The sequence below is a fragment of the Methylorubrum zatmanii genome (assembly GCF_014845115.1).
In the GTDB taxonomy this organism is placed as follows: domain Bacteria; phylum Pseudomonadota; class Alphaproteobacteria; order Rhizobiales; family Beijerinckiaceae; genus Methylobacterium; species Methylobacterium zatmanii.
On the sequence record NZ_NKUI01000071.1, the window covers coordinates 19,873 to 38,340 of the forward strand.

An 18,468-nucleotide genomic window follows, 5' to 3' on the forward strand; every position below is an offset into this window, starting at 1 on the left:
GGTGAGCGCGGGCGCGAAGGACCGGCGGGCAAGGACAAGAGAGAGCGACGGGTGGCGCAGAACGGTTCCGAGGGTCCCCTGTTGGCAGGCGTGGCGGGCCGCTACGCGTTGGCCCTGTACGAGCTGGCCCGCGATGAGGGTCAGGTCGACGACGTCGCGAAGAACCTCGACGCGTTCGACGCATTGTATCGGGAGAGCGCCGATCTGCGCCGGCTCGTGAAGAGCCCGGCCTTCTCGGCCGAGGAGCAGACGGCCGCCGTGGGCGCCCTGCTCGGTCGGGCCGGAATTTCCGGGCTCGCCGCCAACTTCATCAAGCTCTCGGCCGCCAACCGCCGCCTGTTCGCCCTGCCGGACATGATCCGCGCCTATCGTGAGAAGGTGCGCGAAGCCAAGGGCATCGTCCGCGCCGAGGTCCGCGTCGCCGAGCGTCCGTCCGACGCGGTGATCGAGGAGATCAAGGCGTCGCTGCGCGATGTCGCCCGCGCCGAGGTCGACATCGACCTGCACATCGATCCGAGCCTGATCGGCGGCATCGTCGTGAAGCTGGGCTCGCGCATGATCGACGCCTCGCTCCGCACCAAGCTCAACAGCATCCGCCTCGCCATGCGGGAAGCCCGCTGAGAGGCTCGCCCGAGCCCTTCGCGAACTGACCCGACACCCGAACAGACACGCACCCGACCTTTAAAGAGGCCCGACGATGGACATCCGCGCCGCCGAGATCTCCGCGATCCTGAAAGAGCAGATCAAGAATTTCGGCCAGGAGGCCGAGGTGACGGAAGTCGGGCAGGTGCTCGCGGTCGGCGACGGCATCGCCCGCGTCTACGGCCTCGACAACGTCCAGGCCGGTGAGATGGTCGAGTTCGAGTCGGGCGTGCGCGGCATGGCCCTCAACCTCGAGCAGGACAATGTCGGCGTCGTGATCTTCGGCTCCGACCGCGAGATCAAGGAAGGCCAGACCGTCAAGCGCACCGGCGCCATCGTGGACGTGCCCGTCGGCAAGGGCCTGCTCGGCCGCGTGGTCGACGGCCTCGGCAACCCGATCGACGGCAAGGGCCCGATCCAGTCGACCGAGCGTCGCCGCGTCGACGTGAAGGCCCCGGGCATCATTCCGCGCAAGTCGGTGCACGAGCCGATGTCGACCGGCCTCAAGGCCATCGACGCCCTGATCCCGGTCGGCCGCGGCCAGCGCGAGCTGATCATCGGCGACCGCCAGACGGGCAAGACCGCCATCGCCCTCGACACCATCCTCAACCAGAAGCCGGCCCATTCGGGCACCGACGAGAACGCCAAGCTCTACTGCGTCTACGTCGCCATCGGCCAGAAGCGCTCCACCGTCGCCCAGTTCGTGAAGGTGCTGGAGGACCAGGGCGCCCTCGAATACTCCATCGTCATCGCCGCCACCGCCTCCGACGCCGCGCCGATGCAGTTCATCGCGCCGTTCGCCGGCTGCGCCATGGGCGAGTATTTCCGCGACAACGGCATGCATGCCGTGATCGTGTATGACGACCTCTCCAAGCAGGCCGTCGCCTACCGTCAGATGTCGCTGCTGCTGCGCCGCCCGCCGGGCCGCGAGGCCTATCCGGGCGACGTATTCTACCTCCACAGCCGCCTGCTCGAGCGCGCCGCCAAGATGGGCGACGCCGCCGGCAAGGGCTCGCTCACCGCGCTGCCGGTCATCGAGACCCAGGCCAACGACGTCTCGGCCTACATCCCGACCAACGTGATCTCGATCACCGACGGCCAGATCTTCCTTGAGACCGACCTGTTCTACCAGGGCGTCCGCCCGGCGGTGAATGTCGGCCTCTCGGTGTCGCGCGTCGGCTCCTCGGCCCAGACCAAGGCGATGAAAAAGGTCGCCGGCAAGATCAAGGGCGAGCTGGCCCAGTACCGCGAGATGGCGGCCTTCGCCCAGTTCGGTTCCGATCTCGACGCCTCGACCCAGCGCCTGCTGAACCGTGGCTCGCGCCTCACCGAACTCCTGAAGCAGCCGCAATTCTCGCCGCTGAAGATGGAGGAGCAGGTCGCGGTGATCTATGCCGGCGTGAACGGCTACCTCGACAAGCTCCCGGTCAACAAGGTGCGCGCCTTCGAGGACCAGCTCCTCGGCACCCTGCGCTCCAAGCACCAGGACCTGCTCGACACGATCGCCACCTCGAAGGATCTCTCCGACGAGAGCGCCAACAAGCTGAAGGCCGTCGTCGAGAGCACCGCCAAGTCGTTCGACTAAAGGCACCGTCCCCTCCCCCTGGCGGGGAGGGGTTCGGGTGGGGGTGGTGCCGGATGCAGCTCTGCGGTGCCTTCTGAACCACCCTTACCTCCGGCTCCTCCCCGCAAGGGGGGAGGAGAGGCTCTCTAGAACGGACCCGGACGCCCCCGATGGCCAGCTTGAAGGACCTGCGCAACCGCATCACCTCGGTGAAGGCGACGCAGAAGATCACCAAGGCGATGCAGATGGTCGCCGCCGCCAAGCTGCGGCGCGCCCAGAATGCCGCCGAGAACGGGCGGCCCTACGCCGAGAAGATGGCCCGGGTGCTCGGCAATCTCGCCGGCAACCTGATCGGCGGCGTCGGCGCCCCGCGTCTGCTCTCCGGCACCGGCAAGGACCAAGTGCACCTGCTCGTGGTCTGCACTGGCGACCGTGGTCTCGCCGGCGCCTTCAACTCCTCGATCGCGCGCTTGGCCCGCGACCATGCCAACCGCCTGATGACCGAGGGCAAGACCGTCAAGATCATGACGGTCGGCAAGAAGGGCCTCGACATCCTGCGCCGCCAGTTCCGCGACCAGATCATCGCCTCGCGCGACATCCGCGGCAACAAGCCGGTCGATTATCCCTTCGCCGCCGAGATCGCCGACGACATCCTGGCCCGCTTCGAGGCCGGCGAGTTCGACGTCGCGACGCTGTTCTACTCCGAGTTCCGCTCGGTGATCTCGCAGATCCCGACGGCGCAGAAGCTGATCCCGGCCGAGCTGCCGCAGGCCGAGGCCGCGACCGCCGCCGGATCGGACGCGGCGATGGAGTTCGAGCCGAACGAGGAGACCATCCTCGAGACGCTGCTGCCGAAGAACCTCACCGTTCAGGTCTTCCGGGCGCTCCTGGAAAACGCCGCTTCCGAGCAGGGCGCGCGCATGAGCGCCATGGATTCCGCGACCCGCAACGCGGGCGAGATGATCAAGAAGCAGACGCTGGTCTACAACCGCACGCGTCAGGCCATGATCACCAAGGAACTCATCGAGATCATTTCGGGCGCGGAAGCGCTCTGACCGCCGCTTAAGAGGAATCATCGCAATGGCGAACACCGCTTCCCCCGCCACGGCCACCGCCGCCAAGGGCCGTATCACCCAGGTCATCGGCCCCGTGGTCGACGTGCAGTTCGACGGTTACCTGCCGGAGATCCTGAACGCGCTCGAGACCAAGAACCAGGGCAACCGTCTCGTCCTCGAAGTGGCCCAGCAGCTCGGCGAGAACACCGTCCGCTGCATCGCCATGGACACCTCTGAGGGCCTCGTCCGTGGCCAGGAGGTCACCGATACCGGCGCGCCGATCAAGGTGCCGGTCGGCCACAACACCCTGGGCCGCATCATGAACGTCATCGGCGAGCCGATCGACGAGGCCGGCCCGATCCAGGCCGACACCTTCCGCGCCATCCACCAGCCGGCCCCGTCCTACGACGAGCAGTCGACCGAGGCGCAGATCCTCGTCACCGGCATCAAGGTCGTGGACCTGCTCGCCCCCTACGCCAAGGGCGGTAAGATCGGCCTGTTCGGCGGCGCCGGCGTCGGCAAGACCGTGCTGATCATGGAGCTGATCAACAACATCGCCAAGGCTCACTCCGGCTACTCGGTGTTCGCCGGCGTCGGTGAGCGCACCCGCGAGGGCAACGATCTCTACCACGAGATGATCGAGTCCAACGTCAACAAGAACCCCAAGGAGAACAACGGCTCGGCCGAGGGCTCCAAGTGCGCGCTGGTCTACGGCCAGATGAACGAGTCGCCCGGCGCCCGCTCCCGCGTGGCCCTGACCGGCCTGACCATCGCCGAGCAGTTCCGCGACGAGGGCCAGGACGTGCTCTTCTTCGTCGACAACATCTTCCGCTTCACCCAGGCGGGCTCCGAGGTGTCGGCGCTTCTCGGCCGCATCCCCTCCGCGGTGGGCTATCAGCCGACGCTTGCCACCGACATGGGCGCCCTGCAGGAGCGCATCACCACCACGACCAAGGGCTCGATCACCTCGGTGCAGGCGATCTACGTGCCGGCGGACGATCTGACCGACCCGGCCCCGGCCACCTCCTTCGCCCACCTCGACGCCACGACCGTGCTGTCCCGCTCCATCGCCGAGAAGGGCATCTACCCGGCCGTGGACCCGCTCGACTCCACCTCGCGCATGCTCTCGCCGGCCATCCTCGGTGAGGAGCATTACGACGTCGCCCGCCGCGTCCAGCAGACCCTGCAGCGCTACAAGTCGCTCCAAGACATCATCGCGATCCTGGGCATGGACGAGCTGTCGGAAGAGGACAAGCTGACCGTGGCCCGCGCCCGCAAGATCGAGCGCTTCCTCAGCCAGCCGTTCCACGTCGCCGAGGTGTTCACCGGCTCGCCGGGCAAGCTCGTGGCGCTGGAAGACACCATCAAGGGCTTCAAGGGCCTGGTCGAGGGCAAGTACGACGACCTGCCGGAGGCCGCCTTCTACATGGTCGGCTCCATCGAAGAGGCCCAGGAAAAGGCCAAGAAGCTCGCCGCCTAAGGCGGGCACATGAACGCCAAGGCCGTTCTTCTCCTCGTCGGCCTCGTGGTCGGGGGCCTTGTCGGCTACCTGACCCGGCCGCAGGCGGCGGAGATCAAGCTCGGTCCGCTCAGCGTCGAGATCCAGGATCGGGACTCGGCGATGGGCGCGAAGGGCGGGGAGCTGACCGGCGGTCAGCTCCAGCATGTCGGGCTCTTCGCCCTGATCGGCGCCGTGGTCGGCTTCGGAGCGGGCTTCGTCGCGGATCGTAGCCGGCGCTGAACTCAAACCTCGGGACTCAATTGACGATGGCCACCTTCCATTTCGATTTCGTCGGCCCCGAGCGGACGCTGTATTCCGGCGAGGTCGAGGCGGTGCAGCTTCCCGGCGCCGAGGGCGAGATGACCGTTCTGCCGGGCCACGCGCCCGTGCTCACCACCCTCAAGGTCGGCGTCATCACCGTCACCGAGCGGGCCGGCAACGGCAAGCGCATCTATGTCCAGGGCGGTTTTGCCGATATCGGCCCGAACACCGTGACGGTCCTGGCCGAGCGCGCGACGCCGATCGAGGAAATCACCCCCGCCATGATCGACGAGGAGATCAGGGCGGCGCAGATGCTCCACGACGCGACCCAGGATCTCGCCCGGCGCGAGGCGCTGAACGCGCAGATCGTTCAGATGCAGGAAGCCAAGCACACGCTGAGCCTCTGACTTTCTCAGAGAGTTCGGTTCGCGGAAGGCGTCGGGAAACCGGCGCCTTTTTTGTGCCAGCGCCCGGCCGCTTCGAGCGCGCGAAGGATCAGCCGCTCGCGGGCGGCCGCGTCGTCGGGGCAGCCGCTGGCGAGCCAGTGTTCCTGGGCCGCCCTCAAACCCGCTCCGACCGCCTGTCCCGGCGGCACGCCCCGCGCCACCAGGTCGGCGCCCGTCACGGGAAGAACCGGCCGCGTCCCGGCGGCTTCCATCCGGTCGAGAACCGCCCGGGCCTCCGGCGTGACCTGCGGGCGCGGCTCGCCGTCGAGGGCGGTGAGTACCTCGCACAGCCGCTCCGTACCATGAAGCGCGACGAGAGCGGGCATCGCGCCCGCATCGATCACCGGCCGGTCGTGCAGGACGGCCAGAGCCGCGGCATAGCCCGAGAGTTGCGCGTGCTCGGCCCGCGACAGGCGCAAGTTCGCCTGGAGACGGTCGGCATCCTCGACCGTCCGCACCGCCAAAGCCGCGAGCCGGACGGTGCTGTCGAGGCGCGGTTCGGCCGCCGCGCAGCGGGCGAGCCGGCCGAGTTCCCCGACGCCGCCGACGATCCGCGGCAGCAGCCCCGTCTCGCTCAGGATCGTGACCGCCGCGACGACGCGGGGCGCCAGCAGCAGCTTCAGGAATTCCGCGCGCACCCGTTCCCGCGAGAGCCGGTCGAGACCGTCGCGGGCGGCGATGGCGGCGGCGAGCCCCTCGGCATCCGGCGCACCCCGCCCGTAGCGGGCATGGAAGCGGAAGAAGCGCAGCAGCCGCAGGGCGTCCTCGCGGATGCGGGTCGCGGCGTCGCCGATGAAGCGCACCCGGCCGGCGGCGAGATCGGCGACGCCGCCGGTGGTGTCGTGCAGGCCGCCCTGGCCGTCGAGGGAGAGGGCGTTGATGGTGAAGTCGCGCCGCTCGGCGTCGCGGGCGAAGTCGCGGCCGAAGCGCACCACCGCGTGGCGCCCGTCGGTCTCCACGTCCTCGCGCAGGGTCGTCACCTCGTGCGGCACCCCGTCCACGACGAGGGTGACGGTGCCGTGCGCGACCCCGGTCGGCACCGCCTTGATCCCGGCGGCGCGGGCGCGGTCCATCACCGCCTCGGGTCGCAGCGTCGTGGTCAGGTCGATGTCGCTGACGATCTGGCCGAGCAGCGCATCGCGCACGCAGCCGCCGACGAGGCGGGTCTCCTCGCCTTCGACGCGAAGCGCGGCGAGGCAGGCCCGCACGCCGTCGCGCGCCAGGAGGTGGGCCGGTCCGTGCGGGTCGAGGGAGGGGGGAAGCGGGTCGGGCATCATTGAAAATGGCCGGGCACCAGTCGCCCATTCTCGTAGCGCGGCGGCACGTAGCCATCCGCCGTGCGCTCGGCCGTCAGCCCGGTCATGACCAGGGAGGCGACGACGATGAACAGGCCGGCCAGGACCAGCCGCGTCCATTGCGGCTTCCACTCCGCATGGTCGAGCGGCGAGCGGCGAGCGAACAGCAGCCATCCCGCGAAAGTCAGGAAAGGCAGGGAGAACAGGAGGATTTCCTGAAGGACGAGGCGGAGCATGGGGGACGCGATCTGCTTTGGGCGGGCGGCTCGTCGTCAGGCGTAGAGACGCTCGTAGAGGTTATGCACGATCCCGGCGGTGACGCCCCAGATCAGATGCTCCTCGAAGGGGATGGCGTAGAAATAACGCGTCCGGCCCTTCCAGGCGGCCGAACGGACGACATGCCGCGCCGGGTCCATCACGAAGGGGAGCGGCACCTCGAAGCAGGCCGCCACCTCCGCCGGGTTCGGATGCGGGCGGGCCTCCCGGGTGACGAGGCCGACCACCGGGATCACGAGGAAGCCGGTGCCGGAGAGATAGGGATCGAGATAGCCCAGCGGGCGCACCGCGCCGGCCTCCAGGCCGATCTCCTCCCGCGCCTCCCGCAGGGCGGTGTCGATCGGCGAGGTGTCCTCGGGATCGACCTTGCCGCCGGGAAAGGCCACTTGGCCGGAATGGTCGCGCAGATGGGCCGCCCGCTTGGTCAGCAGCAGCGTCACGCCCTCGGCCCGGTCGATCACCGGCACGAGCACGGCGGCGGGCCGGTGCGGCGTGGCCGGGGCCACCGCGAATCCATCCGGGTCGAGGTCGTGATCGCCGCGCGGGTTGGACAGCGGCACCTCCGGCCCCGGGGCGACGCGGCTCAGGCGGCGTTCCGCCCGGTCCAGGAAACCGTCGAGCCCGAACGGGTCGGCGGGGATGCAGCCGGCTGCCGCCACCGGCAGCGTCATGCGGCTTCCCCGGCGGGGGCGATGCGATGGAAATGGCCGCCGGCCCAGAGGCCGAACCAGCTCTCCCCATCGACCTCGTGCTCCTCGCCCAGCGCGACGAGGTCGTAGGTCAGGGGCCGGCTCACCAGGGCCCAGAGGTCGCGGCGGACATGCAGGTAGGGCTTCAATCCCTCGGGCCCGTCCGTGAAGCGCAGCGGATGCGCGGCATCGGCCGGCACGAGGTCGTCGACATTGGTGCGGAAGGCGATGCGGCGCTGCGGCCCTTCCCCCTCCACCGCCATCTCGACCGCCGCGAAGGCCGCGTCGTCCACCTGGATCCGCACCTTCTCGACGGGGGTGACGAGCACGGTCGAGCCGTCGGGCTCCCGGCGCAGGATCGAGGCGAACAGCTTGACGAGCTTGGGCCTGCGGATGGCCGAGCCGTTGTGGAACCACGTGCCGTCGGCGGCGATGCGGATGTCGATCTCGCCGCAATGCGCCGGATCCCACTGCTCCACCGGCGGCAGGCCGCGTGTGCCGGTCTCCTTGTCCACCGCGCCGAGGGCGGCGCTGAGGCGGGCCAGGGCGGGATCGTCGGGGGCGCTCTGCGTCATGATCTGTCGCCCGGCTTGTCCCTCAGCACCTTCCAGATTCCGGTCACCGCCGCGAGCGGTCGGCCGCCGCTGGTGAGCGTACCGCGGACGAAGACCAGCGAGGAGGTCCTGCGCACGATTTCCGGCACCGTCTCGATCAGGTCGCCGATCTGCGCGGCGCCGACGAACTGGCTCGACATCTCGATGGTCACCGCCTTGGCGCCGTCGCAGGCATCGCGGACGACGATGCTGAGCGCCCGGTCGGCGAAGGTCAGCAGCATCCCGCCATGGACGATGCCGACGAGGTTGCCGTGCTTCTCCTCGGTGCGGAACGCGAACTGTTTCACGCCCTCCACGCTGCGATGATAGACCGGCCCGACATGGGCGATGAAGCCCGGATCGGTGAAGGCCTCCCAGCCCTCGGGAAACGCCGCGCTCTCCTCGTCCGTCATCCGATATCCCCCTGTCCGAGCCCAGCGGCGGGCGCGCGGCCGTGCCGGCCCGCGATGCACGATGTCGCGGGGATCGTGCCCGGCTTCTCCGGCCGGTCCATATAGTGCCGATCTGTCGCGCGGCAGCGCCGCGCTTGCGTTCGGCCGTCGTTCGGCGCCAGACTTGCACTTTCCCTGGGCATCCGTGCCCGGCAATCATGGGTTCCACTTCATGGCACAGGGCGCCGGACCGGCCAGCACGACGAGCCTCGACGATGGCATCGTCGCCACCGCCGAGACCTGTCTGACCGCGATCGGACAGGCGCGGGACGCGATCCATGGCGTGATCTTCGGCCAGGAACGCATCGTCGACCTGGCGCTGGTGACGATCCTGGCCGGCGGCCACGGCCTGCTCGTCGGCCTGCCGGGCCTGGCCAAGACCAAGCTCGTCGAGACCCTCGGCACGGTGCTCGGCCTGGATGCCCGCCGGGTGCAGTTCACGCCGGACCTGATGCCCTCCGACATCCTCGGCACCGAGATCCTCGACGAGGATGCCGAGCGCCGCCGCTCCTTCCGCTTCGTGAAGGGGCCGGTCTTCACGCAATTGCTGATGGCCGACGAGATCAACCGCGCCAGCCCGCGCACGCAATCGGCCCTGCTCCAGGCGATGCAGGAGCATTTCGTCTCGGTGGCCGGCGAGCGCCACGACCTGCCGCGCCCCTTCCACGTGCTGGCGACGCAGAACCCGATCGAGCAGGAGGGCACCTATCCGCTGCCCGAGGCGCAGCTCGACCGCTTCCTGCTGCAGATCGATGTCGGCTATCCCGACCGGGCCGCCGAGCGCCGCATCCTGATCGAGACCACCGGCGTCGAGGATGCGCGGGCGCAGACGGTGATGACCACCGAGCAATTGCTCACCGCCCAGCGCCTCGTGCGGCGCCTGCCCGTGGGCGAGGCGGTGGTGGACGCGATCCTCGATCTCGTCCGCTCGGCCCGTCCCGAAGGCGGCGATCCCGCCATCGCGAAAAAGCTGCTCTGGGGCCCCGGCCCCCGCGCGAGCCAGGCGCTGACGCTCGCCGTGCGTGCCCGCGCGCTGATCGAGGGCCGGGTCGCCCCCTCCGTCGCCGACGTGAAAGCCCTGGCCGAGCCGGTGCTGAAGCACCGCATGGCGGTCACCTTCGCCGCCCGCGCCGATGGTGAGACGGTGACCGGCCTGATCGGCCGGCTCGCCGCCAAGCTCTGAGCCCGGATCGCATGGCTTCCACCCGGCTCGTCGAGGCAGACCAGCGCCGCCCCGGCCGGCCCGAAACCGGCGGCGCCCTGGCGCTGGCCGACGTGATGCCCCGCCTCGTGCTCGAGTCGCGGCGCGTCTCCGGCACCCTGGCGCACGGCCTGCACGGGCGTCGCCGGGCGGGGCCCGGAGAGAGCTTCTGGCAGTTCCGCCCCTTCGTCACCGGAGAGGCGGCGGCGCGGATCGACTGGCGCCGCTCCGCCCGCGACGACCGGCTCTACGTGCGCGAGCGCGAGTGGGAGGCCGCCCACAACATCTGGATCTGGATCGACCGCTCCGCTTCCATGGGCTTCGCCTCGGAACTGGCCCAGACCTCCAAGGTCGAGCGGGCCCTGGTGCTGGGGCTGGCCCTGGCCGACACCTTCGTCGAGGGCGGCGAGCGGGTCGGCCTGCTCGGCCTCACCCGCGCCAGCGCGTCGCGCGGCATCGTCGAAACCCTTGCCCAGGCCCTCGTCAACGATCAAGCCGGCCTCGCTCAAGGGTTGCCGCCCGCCGCGAGCCCCGGCCGCTTCGACGAGGTGGTGCTGGTGAGCGACTTCCTCACGCCCCTCGACGCGGTGCGCGACGCCGTGCAGGCGATCTCGGGGCGCGGCACCCATGGCCATCTCGTGCTGGTGGCCGATCCGGTGGAGGAGACCTTCCCCTTCACGGGGCAGGCGGTCCTGCACGATCCGGAGGCGGGCGTGAGCCTCGACATCGGCGAGGCGAGCGCCTGGGGCGAGGCCTATCGCCAGCGCATCGCCGCCCATCGCGACGGCCTCTCCGAGATCGCCCGGCAGCGGGGCTGGACGCTGACGCTCCACCGCACCGACCGGCCGGCGAGCGAGGCGGCCCTGCGCGTGCTCACCCTCGTCGCCGCCGCGCGCGGGCTCGGCTGAAAGGCGAATCGTCGTGTTCGGAGTTCCGCTCACCTTCGCCGCTCCCCTCGCGCTCGCCGCCCTGGTGGCGCTGCCGGCCCTGTGGGTTCTGCTGCGGGTCACGCCGCCGCGCCCGCAGCGCATCCACTTCCCGCCGCTGGCCCTCGTCGCCGACCTGCTGCCGAAGCGCGAGACCCCGGCCCGCACGCCGCCCTGGCTGCTGATCCTGCGGATCCTCGCCGCCGCCTGCCTGATCCTCGCGGTGGCGGGGCCGGTCTGGAACCCCGGCGGCATCGGCGCGGCGTCGGGGCGCAATCCGCTCCTCGTCATCCTCGACAACGGGGTCGTCTCGGCCGTGGATTGGCGCGACCGCCTGCGCGCGGCCACCGACGAGATCGAGGCCGCCGCCCGCGACGGGCGCCCGGTGGCCCTGGTCGCCAGCGCGGACGCACCGGCACCGTTCGAGGCCCGTCCCCCGGCGGCGGCCCTGGAGCGCCTGCGGGCGATCAAGCCGCGCCCGCATCTCGGCGACCGGGCCGCGCATCTGGCCTCCATCGGCACCTTCCTGGAGCGGATGCCCGGCGCTTCCATCGTCTGGATCAGCGACGGCGTGCGCGGCGCGGGCGAGGCCGATGTCCCGAAGTCGCTCGGCGAACTGGCGGGCCGCCACGGCAGCGCCGTCACCGTGCTGAAGGCCGAACGTTCGCCGGCCCTCGCCCTCGAAGGCTCGCCGGTGCAGCCCGGCGAGAAGCTCGCGGCGCAGGTGCTGCGGGCCGAGGCGAACGGCCGGGATACCGGGCTGGTGCGGGCGCTCGACCAGAAGGGCCTGCCGCTCGCCGAGAGCCGCTTCACGCTTCAACCGGATGCGCGCGAGACGACCGTGACCTTCGATCTGCCGGTGGAGCTGCGCAACGCCATCGCCCGCCTCGAGATCGAGGGCGAGCATTCGGCCGGGGCCGTGGTGCTGATGGACGAGCGCGGCAAGCGCCGCCGGGTCGGCCTCGTCTTCGGCGGCACCCTCGATCAGGCCCAGCCCCTGCTGGCGCCGACCTATTACCTCGCCAAGGCGCTGACCCCCTTCGCCGACGTGCAGCAGCCCCGCGGCGGCCAGGGCACCGCCGAGTCCATCGGCCAGATGCTCGACAATCAGGTCTCGGTGCTGGCGCTGGCCGATGTCGGCGCCCTCGACGAGCGCACCCTGGCGCGGGTCGAGCAGTTCGTGGACGAGGGCGGGCTGCTGCTGCGCTTCGCCGGGCCGCGCCTCGCCGCCGGCAACGACCCGCTGGTGCCGGTGCGCCTGCGCCGCGGCGGGCGCTCGCTCGGCGGCACCCTGTCCTGGGACCGGCCGCGGACCCTGGCGGCGTTCGGCTCGGAAAGCCCCTTCGCCGGCCTGAACCCGCCCGCCGATATCGGCGTGCGCCGCCAGATCCTGGCCGAGCCCGACGGCGACCTGCCGGGCAAGACCTGGGCGGCGCTGCAGGACGGCACGCCCATCGTCACCGCCGAGAAGCGGGGCCAAGGGCTCGTCGTGCTGTTCCACGTCACCGCCGACACCACGTGGTCGAACCTGCCGCTCTCGGGCCTGTTCGTGGACATGCTGCGCCGGGTGGTCGGGCTCGCCGGGCCCTCCGCCAAGCTGTCACAGGGGGAGGGGCGCCCGGCGAAGGCGGCGCTGCTCGCGCCCCGGCTCACCCTCGACGGGTTCGGTGCCCTCGGCTCCCCGCCCGCCGGAGCCACCGCCGTCCCGGCGGATTTCGCCGACCGCGCCGGCCCCGATCACCCGCCGGGCTTCTACGGCGCGGCGGAAGGCGGCATCGCCGTCAACGCCCTCGCCCCCGGCGACCGGCTGGAGCCGCTCGACCTGTCGGCGCTGGCCGGCGCCCGGATGGGTTCGCTCGCCGGAGCCGAGACCTTGGATCTGCGCGCCCTCCTGTTCAGCCTCGCTTTGGCCCTGCTCGCCCTCGACACCCTGGCCGGCCTCTGGCTCGGCGGCTTCCTCCGCCCCTCCGGCCGTGCCGCACGCGGGCGGGCGGCGCCGGCCGCCCTGCTCCTGCCGGTTCTGGTGGGGGCCGCGCTCGTGCTCGCCCCGCCGCCGGCCCGGGCGCAGGAGCCGGCCGCCAACCGGCCGAACGGCATCGAATCGGCGCTCAACACCCGGCTCGCCTTCATCGTCACCGGCGATGCGGCGACCGATGCCGCGAGCCGGGCCGGCCTGTCGGGCCTGAGCCAGATGCTCGCCGCCCGCACCGCCCTGGAGCCGGGCGAGCCGGTCGGCCTCGATCCGGCCAAGGACGAACTCGCCTTCTACCCGCTGATCTACTGGCCGATCGTGGCCGGGCGTCCCCAGCCGAGCGAGGCGGCGATCCGCAAGATCGACGCCTTCATGCGCAACGGCGGCACGGTGATCTTCGATACCCGCGACGCGCAGACCGCGCGGGCGAACGGTCCGCCGACCCCGGAGACGGCTTACCTGCGCAAGATGCTGGCGACCCTCGAAGTGCCGGAACTGGAGCCGGTGCCGCCGGACCACGTGCTCACCAAGGCGTTCTACCTCGTGGATGCCTTCCCCGGCCGCCTCAGTTCCGGCCAGACCTGGGTCGAGACGATCCCGCCGGCCACCGATGGCGGTGAGCGCCGCCCGGCCCGCGCGGGCGATGGCGTCACCCCGATCATCATCACCGGCAACGACCTCGCCGCCGCCTGGGCCCTCGGCCGGAACGGCGAGCCGCTCTATCCCGTCAGCGGCGACCAGCGGCAGCGCGAGATGGCGTTCCGCGGTGGCGTCAACATCGTGATCTACACGCTGACCGGAAACTACAAGGCCGATCAGGTTCACGTGCCGGCCCTGCTGGAGCGGCTGGGGCAGTGATTCCTTTCGGGCCTTCCTCGGCTTCTTCTCAAGGCCTTAGCCCATGCTGAGCCTCAGCTTCACCCCCCTCGTCCCGTGGCCGGTCCTGGCCGCCTTCGGCGTGCTGGCCGCGATCCTCGCAGGGGTGGCGGTGCTCGCCCGCGGGCGCACGGCCCTCCTGCGGGCGGTGGCGCTCGGCCTCGTCGTCGCGGCGCTCGCCAACCCCTCGCTGGTGCGCGAGGACCGCGACCCGGTGAAGGACGTGGCGGCCATCGTCGTCGACCGCTCCGGCTCGCAGAGCCTCGGCGAGCGCCCGGCCATGACCGATGCGGTCAAGGCCGAATTGGAGCGCCGCTTCGGCACCCTCGCCCATATCGAGCCCCGCTTCATCGAGGTCGGCGACGCGCAGGGGGCCGAGGGCGACGACGGCACCAAGCTGTTCACCGCCCTGACCCAGGCGCTGGCCGACGTGCCGCCGGAGCGGATCGCCGGCGTGGTGATGCTCACCGACGGCGTGGTGCACGACATCCCCGCCTCGCTGGAGGCCCTCGGGCTGAAGGCGCCGCTCCACGTCCTCGTCACCGGCCGCCCGGATGAGCGCGACCGCCAGATCAAGATGCTGGAGGCCCCCCGCTTCGGCATCGTGGGCAAGGACGTCACCCTCCGCGCCGAGGTGATGGAGCGCGGCGGCACCGGCACGGCCACCGTCACCGTGCGCCGCGACGGCGAGGAGATCGACCGGCAGAGCATCGCGACCGGCGTGCCGTTCTCGCTCACCACGCATATCGAGCATGGCGGCCCGAACGTGGTCGAGATCGAGGTCGAGCCGCTGCCGGGCGAACTGACCACGGTCAACAACCGCGCCGTCCTTCCCATCGAGGGCATCCGCGAAAAGCTCAGGGTGCTGCTGGTCTCCGGCGAGCCGCACCAGGGCGAGCGCACCTGGCGCAACCTCTTGAAGTCGGATGCCTCCGTCGATCTCGTCCACTTCACCATTCTCAGGCCGCCGGAGAAGCAGGACGGCACGCCGATCTCCGAACTCTCGCTGATCGCGTTTCCGACCCGCGAGCTGTTCGTCCAGAAGATCAAGGATTTCGACCTGATCATCTTCGACCGCTACGCCAACCAGAGCGTGCTGCCCTCCGCCTATTTCGACAACATCGTCCGCTACGTCCGCGAGGGCGGCGCGCTGTTGATCGCCGCCGGGCCGGAATTCGCCGGGCCCGCCAGCCTCGCCCGCACCCGGCTCGCCTCGATCCTGCCGGGCGATCCGTCGGCGAAGGTCGTGGAGCAGCCGTTCAAGGCCGCACTCACCGAGACCGGTCATCGCCATCCCGTCACCCGCGCCCTGCCGGGCTCGGAGGCCAACCCGCCGGCCTGGGGCGACTGGCTGCGCATCGTCTCGGCCCAGACGCGGGCGGGGGTTCAGCCGATCCTGTCCGGCGCCAACGGCCTGCCGCTGCTGGCTCTGTCGCGCGAGGACAAGGGCCGCGTCGCGCTGATGCTGTCGGACCAAGCCTGGCTCTGGGCGCGCGGCTACCAGCAGGGCGGCCCCTATATCGACCTGCTGCGGCGCCTCGCCCATTGGCTGATGAAGGAGCCGGCGCTTGAAGAGGAGGCCCTGCGGGCCCAGACCACCGGCCGGGGCCGCGAGGTGCGCATCGAGCGCCAGACCATGGCCGAGGAGGCCGGGCCGGTCACCATCACCGGTCCGACCGGCAAGGAACGTCGCCTGGAGCTGGCGAAGGCGGAAGCCGGCCTGTTCACCGCGACCTTCGAGGCGGAACAACTCGGCCTCCACACCATCCGCTCCGGCAACCTCGTCGCCTTCGTCAGCGTCGGTCCCGCCAATCCGCGCGAACTGGCCGACGTGTTCAGCGATACCGAGCGCCTGAAGGGCGTGGCCGAGGGCTCCGGCGGCACCGTGCGCCGGGTGGCGGCGGCCGGCGGCGGCATCGAGGTGCCGCGCCTGCAGGTGACGCGCGGCGGGCGCCTGGGCGGAGCCGACTGGATCGGTTTCCGCCCGAGCGACAGCGCCACCGTGCGCGGCGTCGAGGTCTATCCCCTCGGCATCGGCCTCTGGGCGCTCGCGGCCCTGGCGGCGGCGGTTCTGGCGATGTGGCTGGTCGAGGGTCGGCGCGGGCGGGCGGCCTAGGGCGGCCCTCAGCCGCCGCCCGAAACAACGCTGTCCGCGCGGCCTTCACCTGTGTAAATCCGTTCGGACATGACCGACACCCTCCCGTTCCTGGCCGGGGGCGGCGAGGCCGCCCGCATGATCGCCGAGCGCGACTGGTCGGATCACCCGCTCGGCCCCCCCGAAATCTGGCCGGAATCGCTGCGCACCGCGCTCAGCCTCGTGCTGAACTCGCCGGAGAGCATGATCCTGGCTTGGGGGCCGGATCTGCATTTCTTCTTCAACGACACCTATTTTCCGCTGCTCGGGCCGCGCCTGTCCTGGGCGATGGGCGAACGGTTCGACCGCGTCTGGGCCGATGGCTGGGAGCAGGCCAAGCCGATCATCGACGACGCCTTCGCCGGCCGGAGCCGCCGCTTCGAGGATCTGCCCTGGAAACTCGACACCGACCGGGGCGAGGCCGAGACGTGGTGGACCTTCTCCTATTCGCGGGTGCTCGATGGGGAGGGCCGGATCGCCGGCCTGTTCATCTTCACCAACGAGACGACGAAGCGGGTCCGGGCGGAGACGAGCCGGCATGAGGCCGAGGCCGCCCTGCGGGCCGAGCGCGACCGGGCTCAGGGGGTGCTCGCCAATATGGGCGAGGCCTTCGCCCTGCTCGGCCACGATTTCCGCATCCTCGACCTCAACGCCGAGGCTCTGCGGATGGAGGGCCGCCCGTGGGAGGAGGTGGTCGGCCGCATCCATTGGGAGGCCCATCCCGGCACCGATCCGGAGTTGGACCGGCTCCTGCGGAAAGCCATGACCGAGCGCGTCCCGGTGGCGCTCGAACATCGCTACACCTGGCCCGGCGGGCGGCCGGCCTGGATCGACATGCGCGCCTATCCCGTCCCGGAGGGGCTCGCGGTGTTCTACCGCGACGCGACCGCCCGCCGGGAGGCGGAGGAGGCGTCGCGGCGCAGCGAGGCGTTCCTGGCGGCGACGCTGGAGCGTTTGCCGGTGGGCGTGATCATCGCCGGAGCGGACGGACGCATCCTGCGCGACAACCCCGCCAATCGCGAGATCTGGGGTGTGCCGCCGGAGACCCTGAGCTGGGAGCAGTACGGCGCCTGGGTCGGTTACTGGCCGGAGACGGGCCAGCGCCTGCGCGCCGAGGAATGGGGCATGGCCCGCGCCCTCCTGCAGGGCGAGACCGTGCGCGGCGAACTGATCGAGATCGAGCGTTTCGACGGGGGTGGCCGGCGGCTGTTCCTCAACAACGCCGCCCCGATCCGCGACGATGCGGGCACCATCGTCGGCGGCGTGGTGGCCGAACTCGACGTGACCGAGCGGGTCGAGGTCGAGCGGCGCCTGCGGGAGAGCGAGGCGCTGGCCCGGGCCAATGCCGAGCGGGTCCAGCTCGCTCTCACCGCCGGCGCGATCATCGGCACGTGGTTCTGGGACCTGCCGACCGACCGCTTCAGCGTGGACGAGGCCTTCGCCCGCGCCTTCGGCCTCGACCCCTCCCTCGGCCGCGACGGTCTGAGCCTCGCCCAGGTGGTCGAGACGGTCCACCCCGACGACAAGGCGGGGCTCGCCGAGGCCATCGCCGAGGTCATCGCCCGCGGCGGCGCCTACGCCCACCAGTACCGTGTCCGGCGGGCGGATGGACGCTATTACTGGATCGAGGCCAATGGCCGGGTCGATCACGCCGCCGACGGCACGCCGCTGCGCTTCCCCGGCGTGCTCATCGACGTGGAGGAACGGCGCGCCGTCGAGGCGGAGCGAGACCGGGCGATCGCGCTCATGCGCGAGAAGGCCGTCGAGTTCGAGACGCTGGCCGACAACATCCCGGCCCTGTGCTGGATGGCCCGTGCCGACGGGCATATCTACTGGTACAACCGACGCTGGTACGACTATACCGGCACGGATGCCGAGAGCATGCAGGGCTGGGGCTGGGAGGCGGTGCACGACCCGGTCACGCTTCCGAGCGTGGTCGCGCGCTGGCGGCAATCCCTGGCGACCGGCGAACGCTTCGAAATGACTTTCCCCTTGCGCGGTCGCGACGGGGTATTCCGGCCCTTCCTGACCCGCATCGTGCCGATCCGCGACGCCGCCGGCGCCGTCGTGCGCTGGTTCGGCACCAATACCGACGTGACCGATCTGCGTGCCGCTCAGGACGCCCAGCGTCGGCTCAACGAGACGCTGGAAGAGCAGATCGCCGCCCGCACCGCCGAGCGCGACCAGATCTGGCAGGTGTCGAGCGACCTCCTGGCGGTGGCGAGCTTCGAGGGCCGCTTCCTCAGCCTCAACCCCGCCTGGAGTGCGACGCTCGGCTGGAGCGAGGCCGAGCTGAAGGCGACACCGTTCATCGATTTCGTCCATCCCGACGACCGGGAGCAGACACTCGCAACCCTCGCCGACCTCGCCTGCGGACATACCCGGCTCGGTTTCGAGAACCGATGCCGGACGCGCGCCGGCACCTATCTCTGGTTCTCCTGGAACGCGGTGCCGCGTGAGGGGCTCGTCTATGCCTCGGTGCGCGACGTGACCGCGGTCAAGGAGCAGGCCCGGGCCTTGGCCGAGGCGGAGGAGGCCCTGCGCCAGTCGCAGAAGATGGAGGCGGTGGGCCAGCTCACCGGCGG

Annotated in this window: 16 protein-coding genes; 11 read left to right on the plus strand and 5 right to left on the minus strand. The window is 71.0% G+C overall.

Annotation, left to right across the window (positions count from 1 at the left end; all coding sequences use genetic code 11):
* Positions 1–51: 51 nt before the first annotated feature.
* From MZTS_RS09840 to MZTS_RS09865, 6 genes are all read left to right on the plus strand, one after another.
* Positions 52–621 (plus strand): F0F1 ATP synthase subunit delta, encoded by a 570-nt coding sequence (locus MZTS_RS09840; RefSeq protein WP_192283595.1) that lies wholly within the window; start codon positions 52–54, stop codon positions 619–621.
* Between the two features lie 76 nt (positions 622–697).
* Positions 698–2,227 carry a F0F1 ATP synthase subunit alpha gene (gene atpA, locus MZTS_RS09845; protein ID WP_192283597.1) on the plus strand — a complete coding sequence of 510 codons (1,530 nt, stop codon included), beginning with the start codon at positions 698–700 and terminating at the stop codon, positions 2,225–2,227.
* A 149-nt stretch (positions 2,228–2,376) separates the two neighbouring features.
* A complete protein-coding gene (locus MZTS_RS09850) occupies positions 2,377–3,261 on the plus strand; it encodes a F0F1 ATP synthase subunit gamma (protein ID WP_192283599.1) in 885 nt (294 codons plus the stop codon).
* A gap of 25 nt (positions 3,262–3,286) precedes the next feature.
* Positions 3,287–4,741, plus strand: coding sequence for a F0F1 ATP synthase subunit beta (atpD, locus tag MZTS_RS09855; protein ID WP_192283601.1), 1,455 nt, complete (start codon positions 3,287–3,289; stop codon positions 4,739–4,741).
* Positions 4,742–4,750: 9 nt separating this feature from the next.
* Positions 4,751–5,002 (plus strand): hypothetical protein, encoded by a 252-nt coding sequence (locus MZTS_RS09860; protein WP_009862840.1) that lies wholly within the window; start codon positions 4,751–4,753, stop codon positions 5,000–5,002.
* 26 nt (positions 5,003–5,028) lie between these two features.
* A complete protein-coding gene (locus MZTS_RS09865; RefSeq protein ID WP_009862841.1) occupies positions 5,029–5,430 on the plus strand; it encodes a F0F1 ATP synthase subunit epsilon in 402 nt (133 codons plus the stop codon).
* 5 nt (positions 5,431–5,435) lie between these two features.
* Here the strand turns inward: MZTS_RS09865 and MZTS_RS09870 are convergent, their stop codons facing one another.
* From MZTS_RS09870 to MZTS_RS09890, 5 genes are read right to left on the minus strand one after another with little or no spacing between them, the layout of a single operon-like run.
* A complete protein-coding gene (locus MZTS_RS09870) occupies positions 5,436–6,746 on the minus strand; it encodes a CCA tRNA nucleotidyltransferase (protein ID WP_192283603.1) in 1,311 nt (436 codons plus the stop codon).
* On the minus strand, positions 6,743–7,000 hold the full coding sequence (locus tag MZTS_RS09875) for a DUF6111 family protein (RefSeq protein WP_009864741.1): 258 nt from the start codon (positions 6,998–7,000) through the stop codon (positions 6,743–6,745). The genes MZTS_RS09870 and MZTS_RS09875 overlap by 4 nt, the downstream gene beginning before the upstream one ends.
* Positions 7,001–7,036: 36 nt before the next feature.
* Entirely contained in the window at positions 7,037–7,711 is a 675-nt protein-coding gene (locus tag MZTS_RS09880; protein ID WP_192283606.1) for a CoA pyrophosphatase, read from the minus strand.
* Entirely contained in the window at positions 7,708–8,304 is a 597-nt protein-coding gene (locus MZTS_RS09885; protein ID WP_009864270.1) for a DUF1285 domain-containing protein, read from the minus strand. Before MZTS_RS09885 ends, MZTS_RS09880 begins: the two co-directional genes overlap by 4 nt.
* Entirely contained in the window at positions 8,301–8,735 is a 435-nt protein-coding gene (locus tag MZTS_RS09890; RefSeq protein WP_192283608.1) for a PaaI family thioesterase, read from the minus strand. The genes MZTS_RS09885 and MZTS_RS09890 overlap by 4 nt, the downstream gene beginning before the upstream one ends.
* Before the next feature lie 211 nt (positions 8,736–8,946).
* On the opposite strand from MZTS_RS09890, the gene MZTS_RS09895 reads away from it, so the two are divergent.
* From MZTS_RS09895 to MZTS_RS09915, 5 genes are all read left to right on the plus strand, one after another.
* Positions 8,947–9,957, plus strand: a complete 1,011-nt coding sequence (locus tag MZTS_RS09895; RefSeq protein ID WP_192283610.1) for an AAA family ATPase — start codon at positions 8,947–8,949, stop codon at positions 9,955–9,957.
* Positions 9,958–9,968: 11 nt separating this feature from the next.
* Positions 9,969–10,883: a DUF58 domain-containing protein gene (locus MZTS_RS09900; RefSeq protein ID WP_192283612.1), complete on the plus strand. Its 915-nt coding sequence runs from the start codon at positions 9,969–9,971 to the stop codon at positions 10,881–10,883.
* A gap of 13 nt (positions 10,884–10,896) precedes the next feature.
* On the plus strand, positions 10,897–13,731 hold the full coding sequence (locus MZTS_RS09905; protein WP_192283614.1) for a DUF4159 domain-containing protein: 2,835 nt from the start codon (positions 10,897–10,899) through the stop codon (positions 13,729–13,731).
* A gap of 43 nt (positions 13,732–13,774) precedes the next feature.
* Entirely contained in the window at positions 13,775–15,865 is a 2,091-nt protein-coding gene (locus MZTS_RS09910) for a hypothetical protein (RefSeq protein ID WP_192283616.1), read from the plus strand.
* Between the two features lie 69 nt (positions 15,866–15,934).
* The coding region (locus tag MZTS_RS09915) for a PAS domain-containing protein (RefSeq protein WP_192283618.1) at positions 15,935–18,468 on the plus strand (2,534 nt) is incomplete at its 3' end.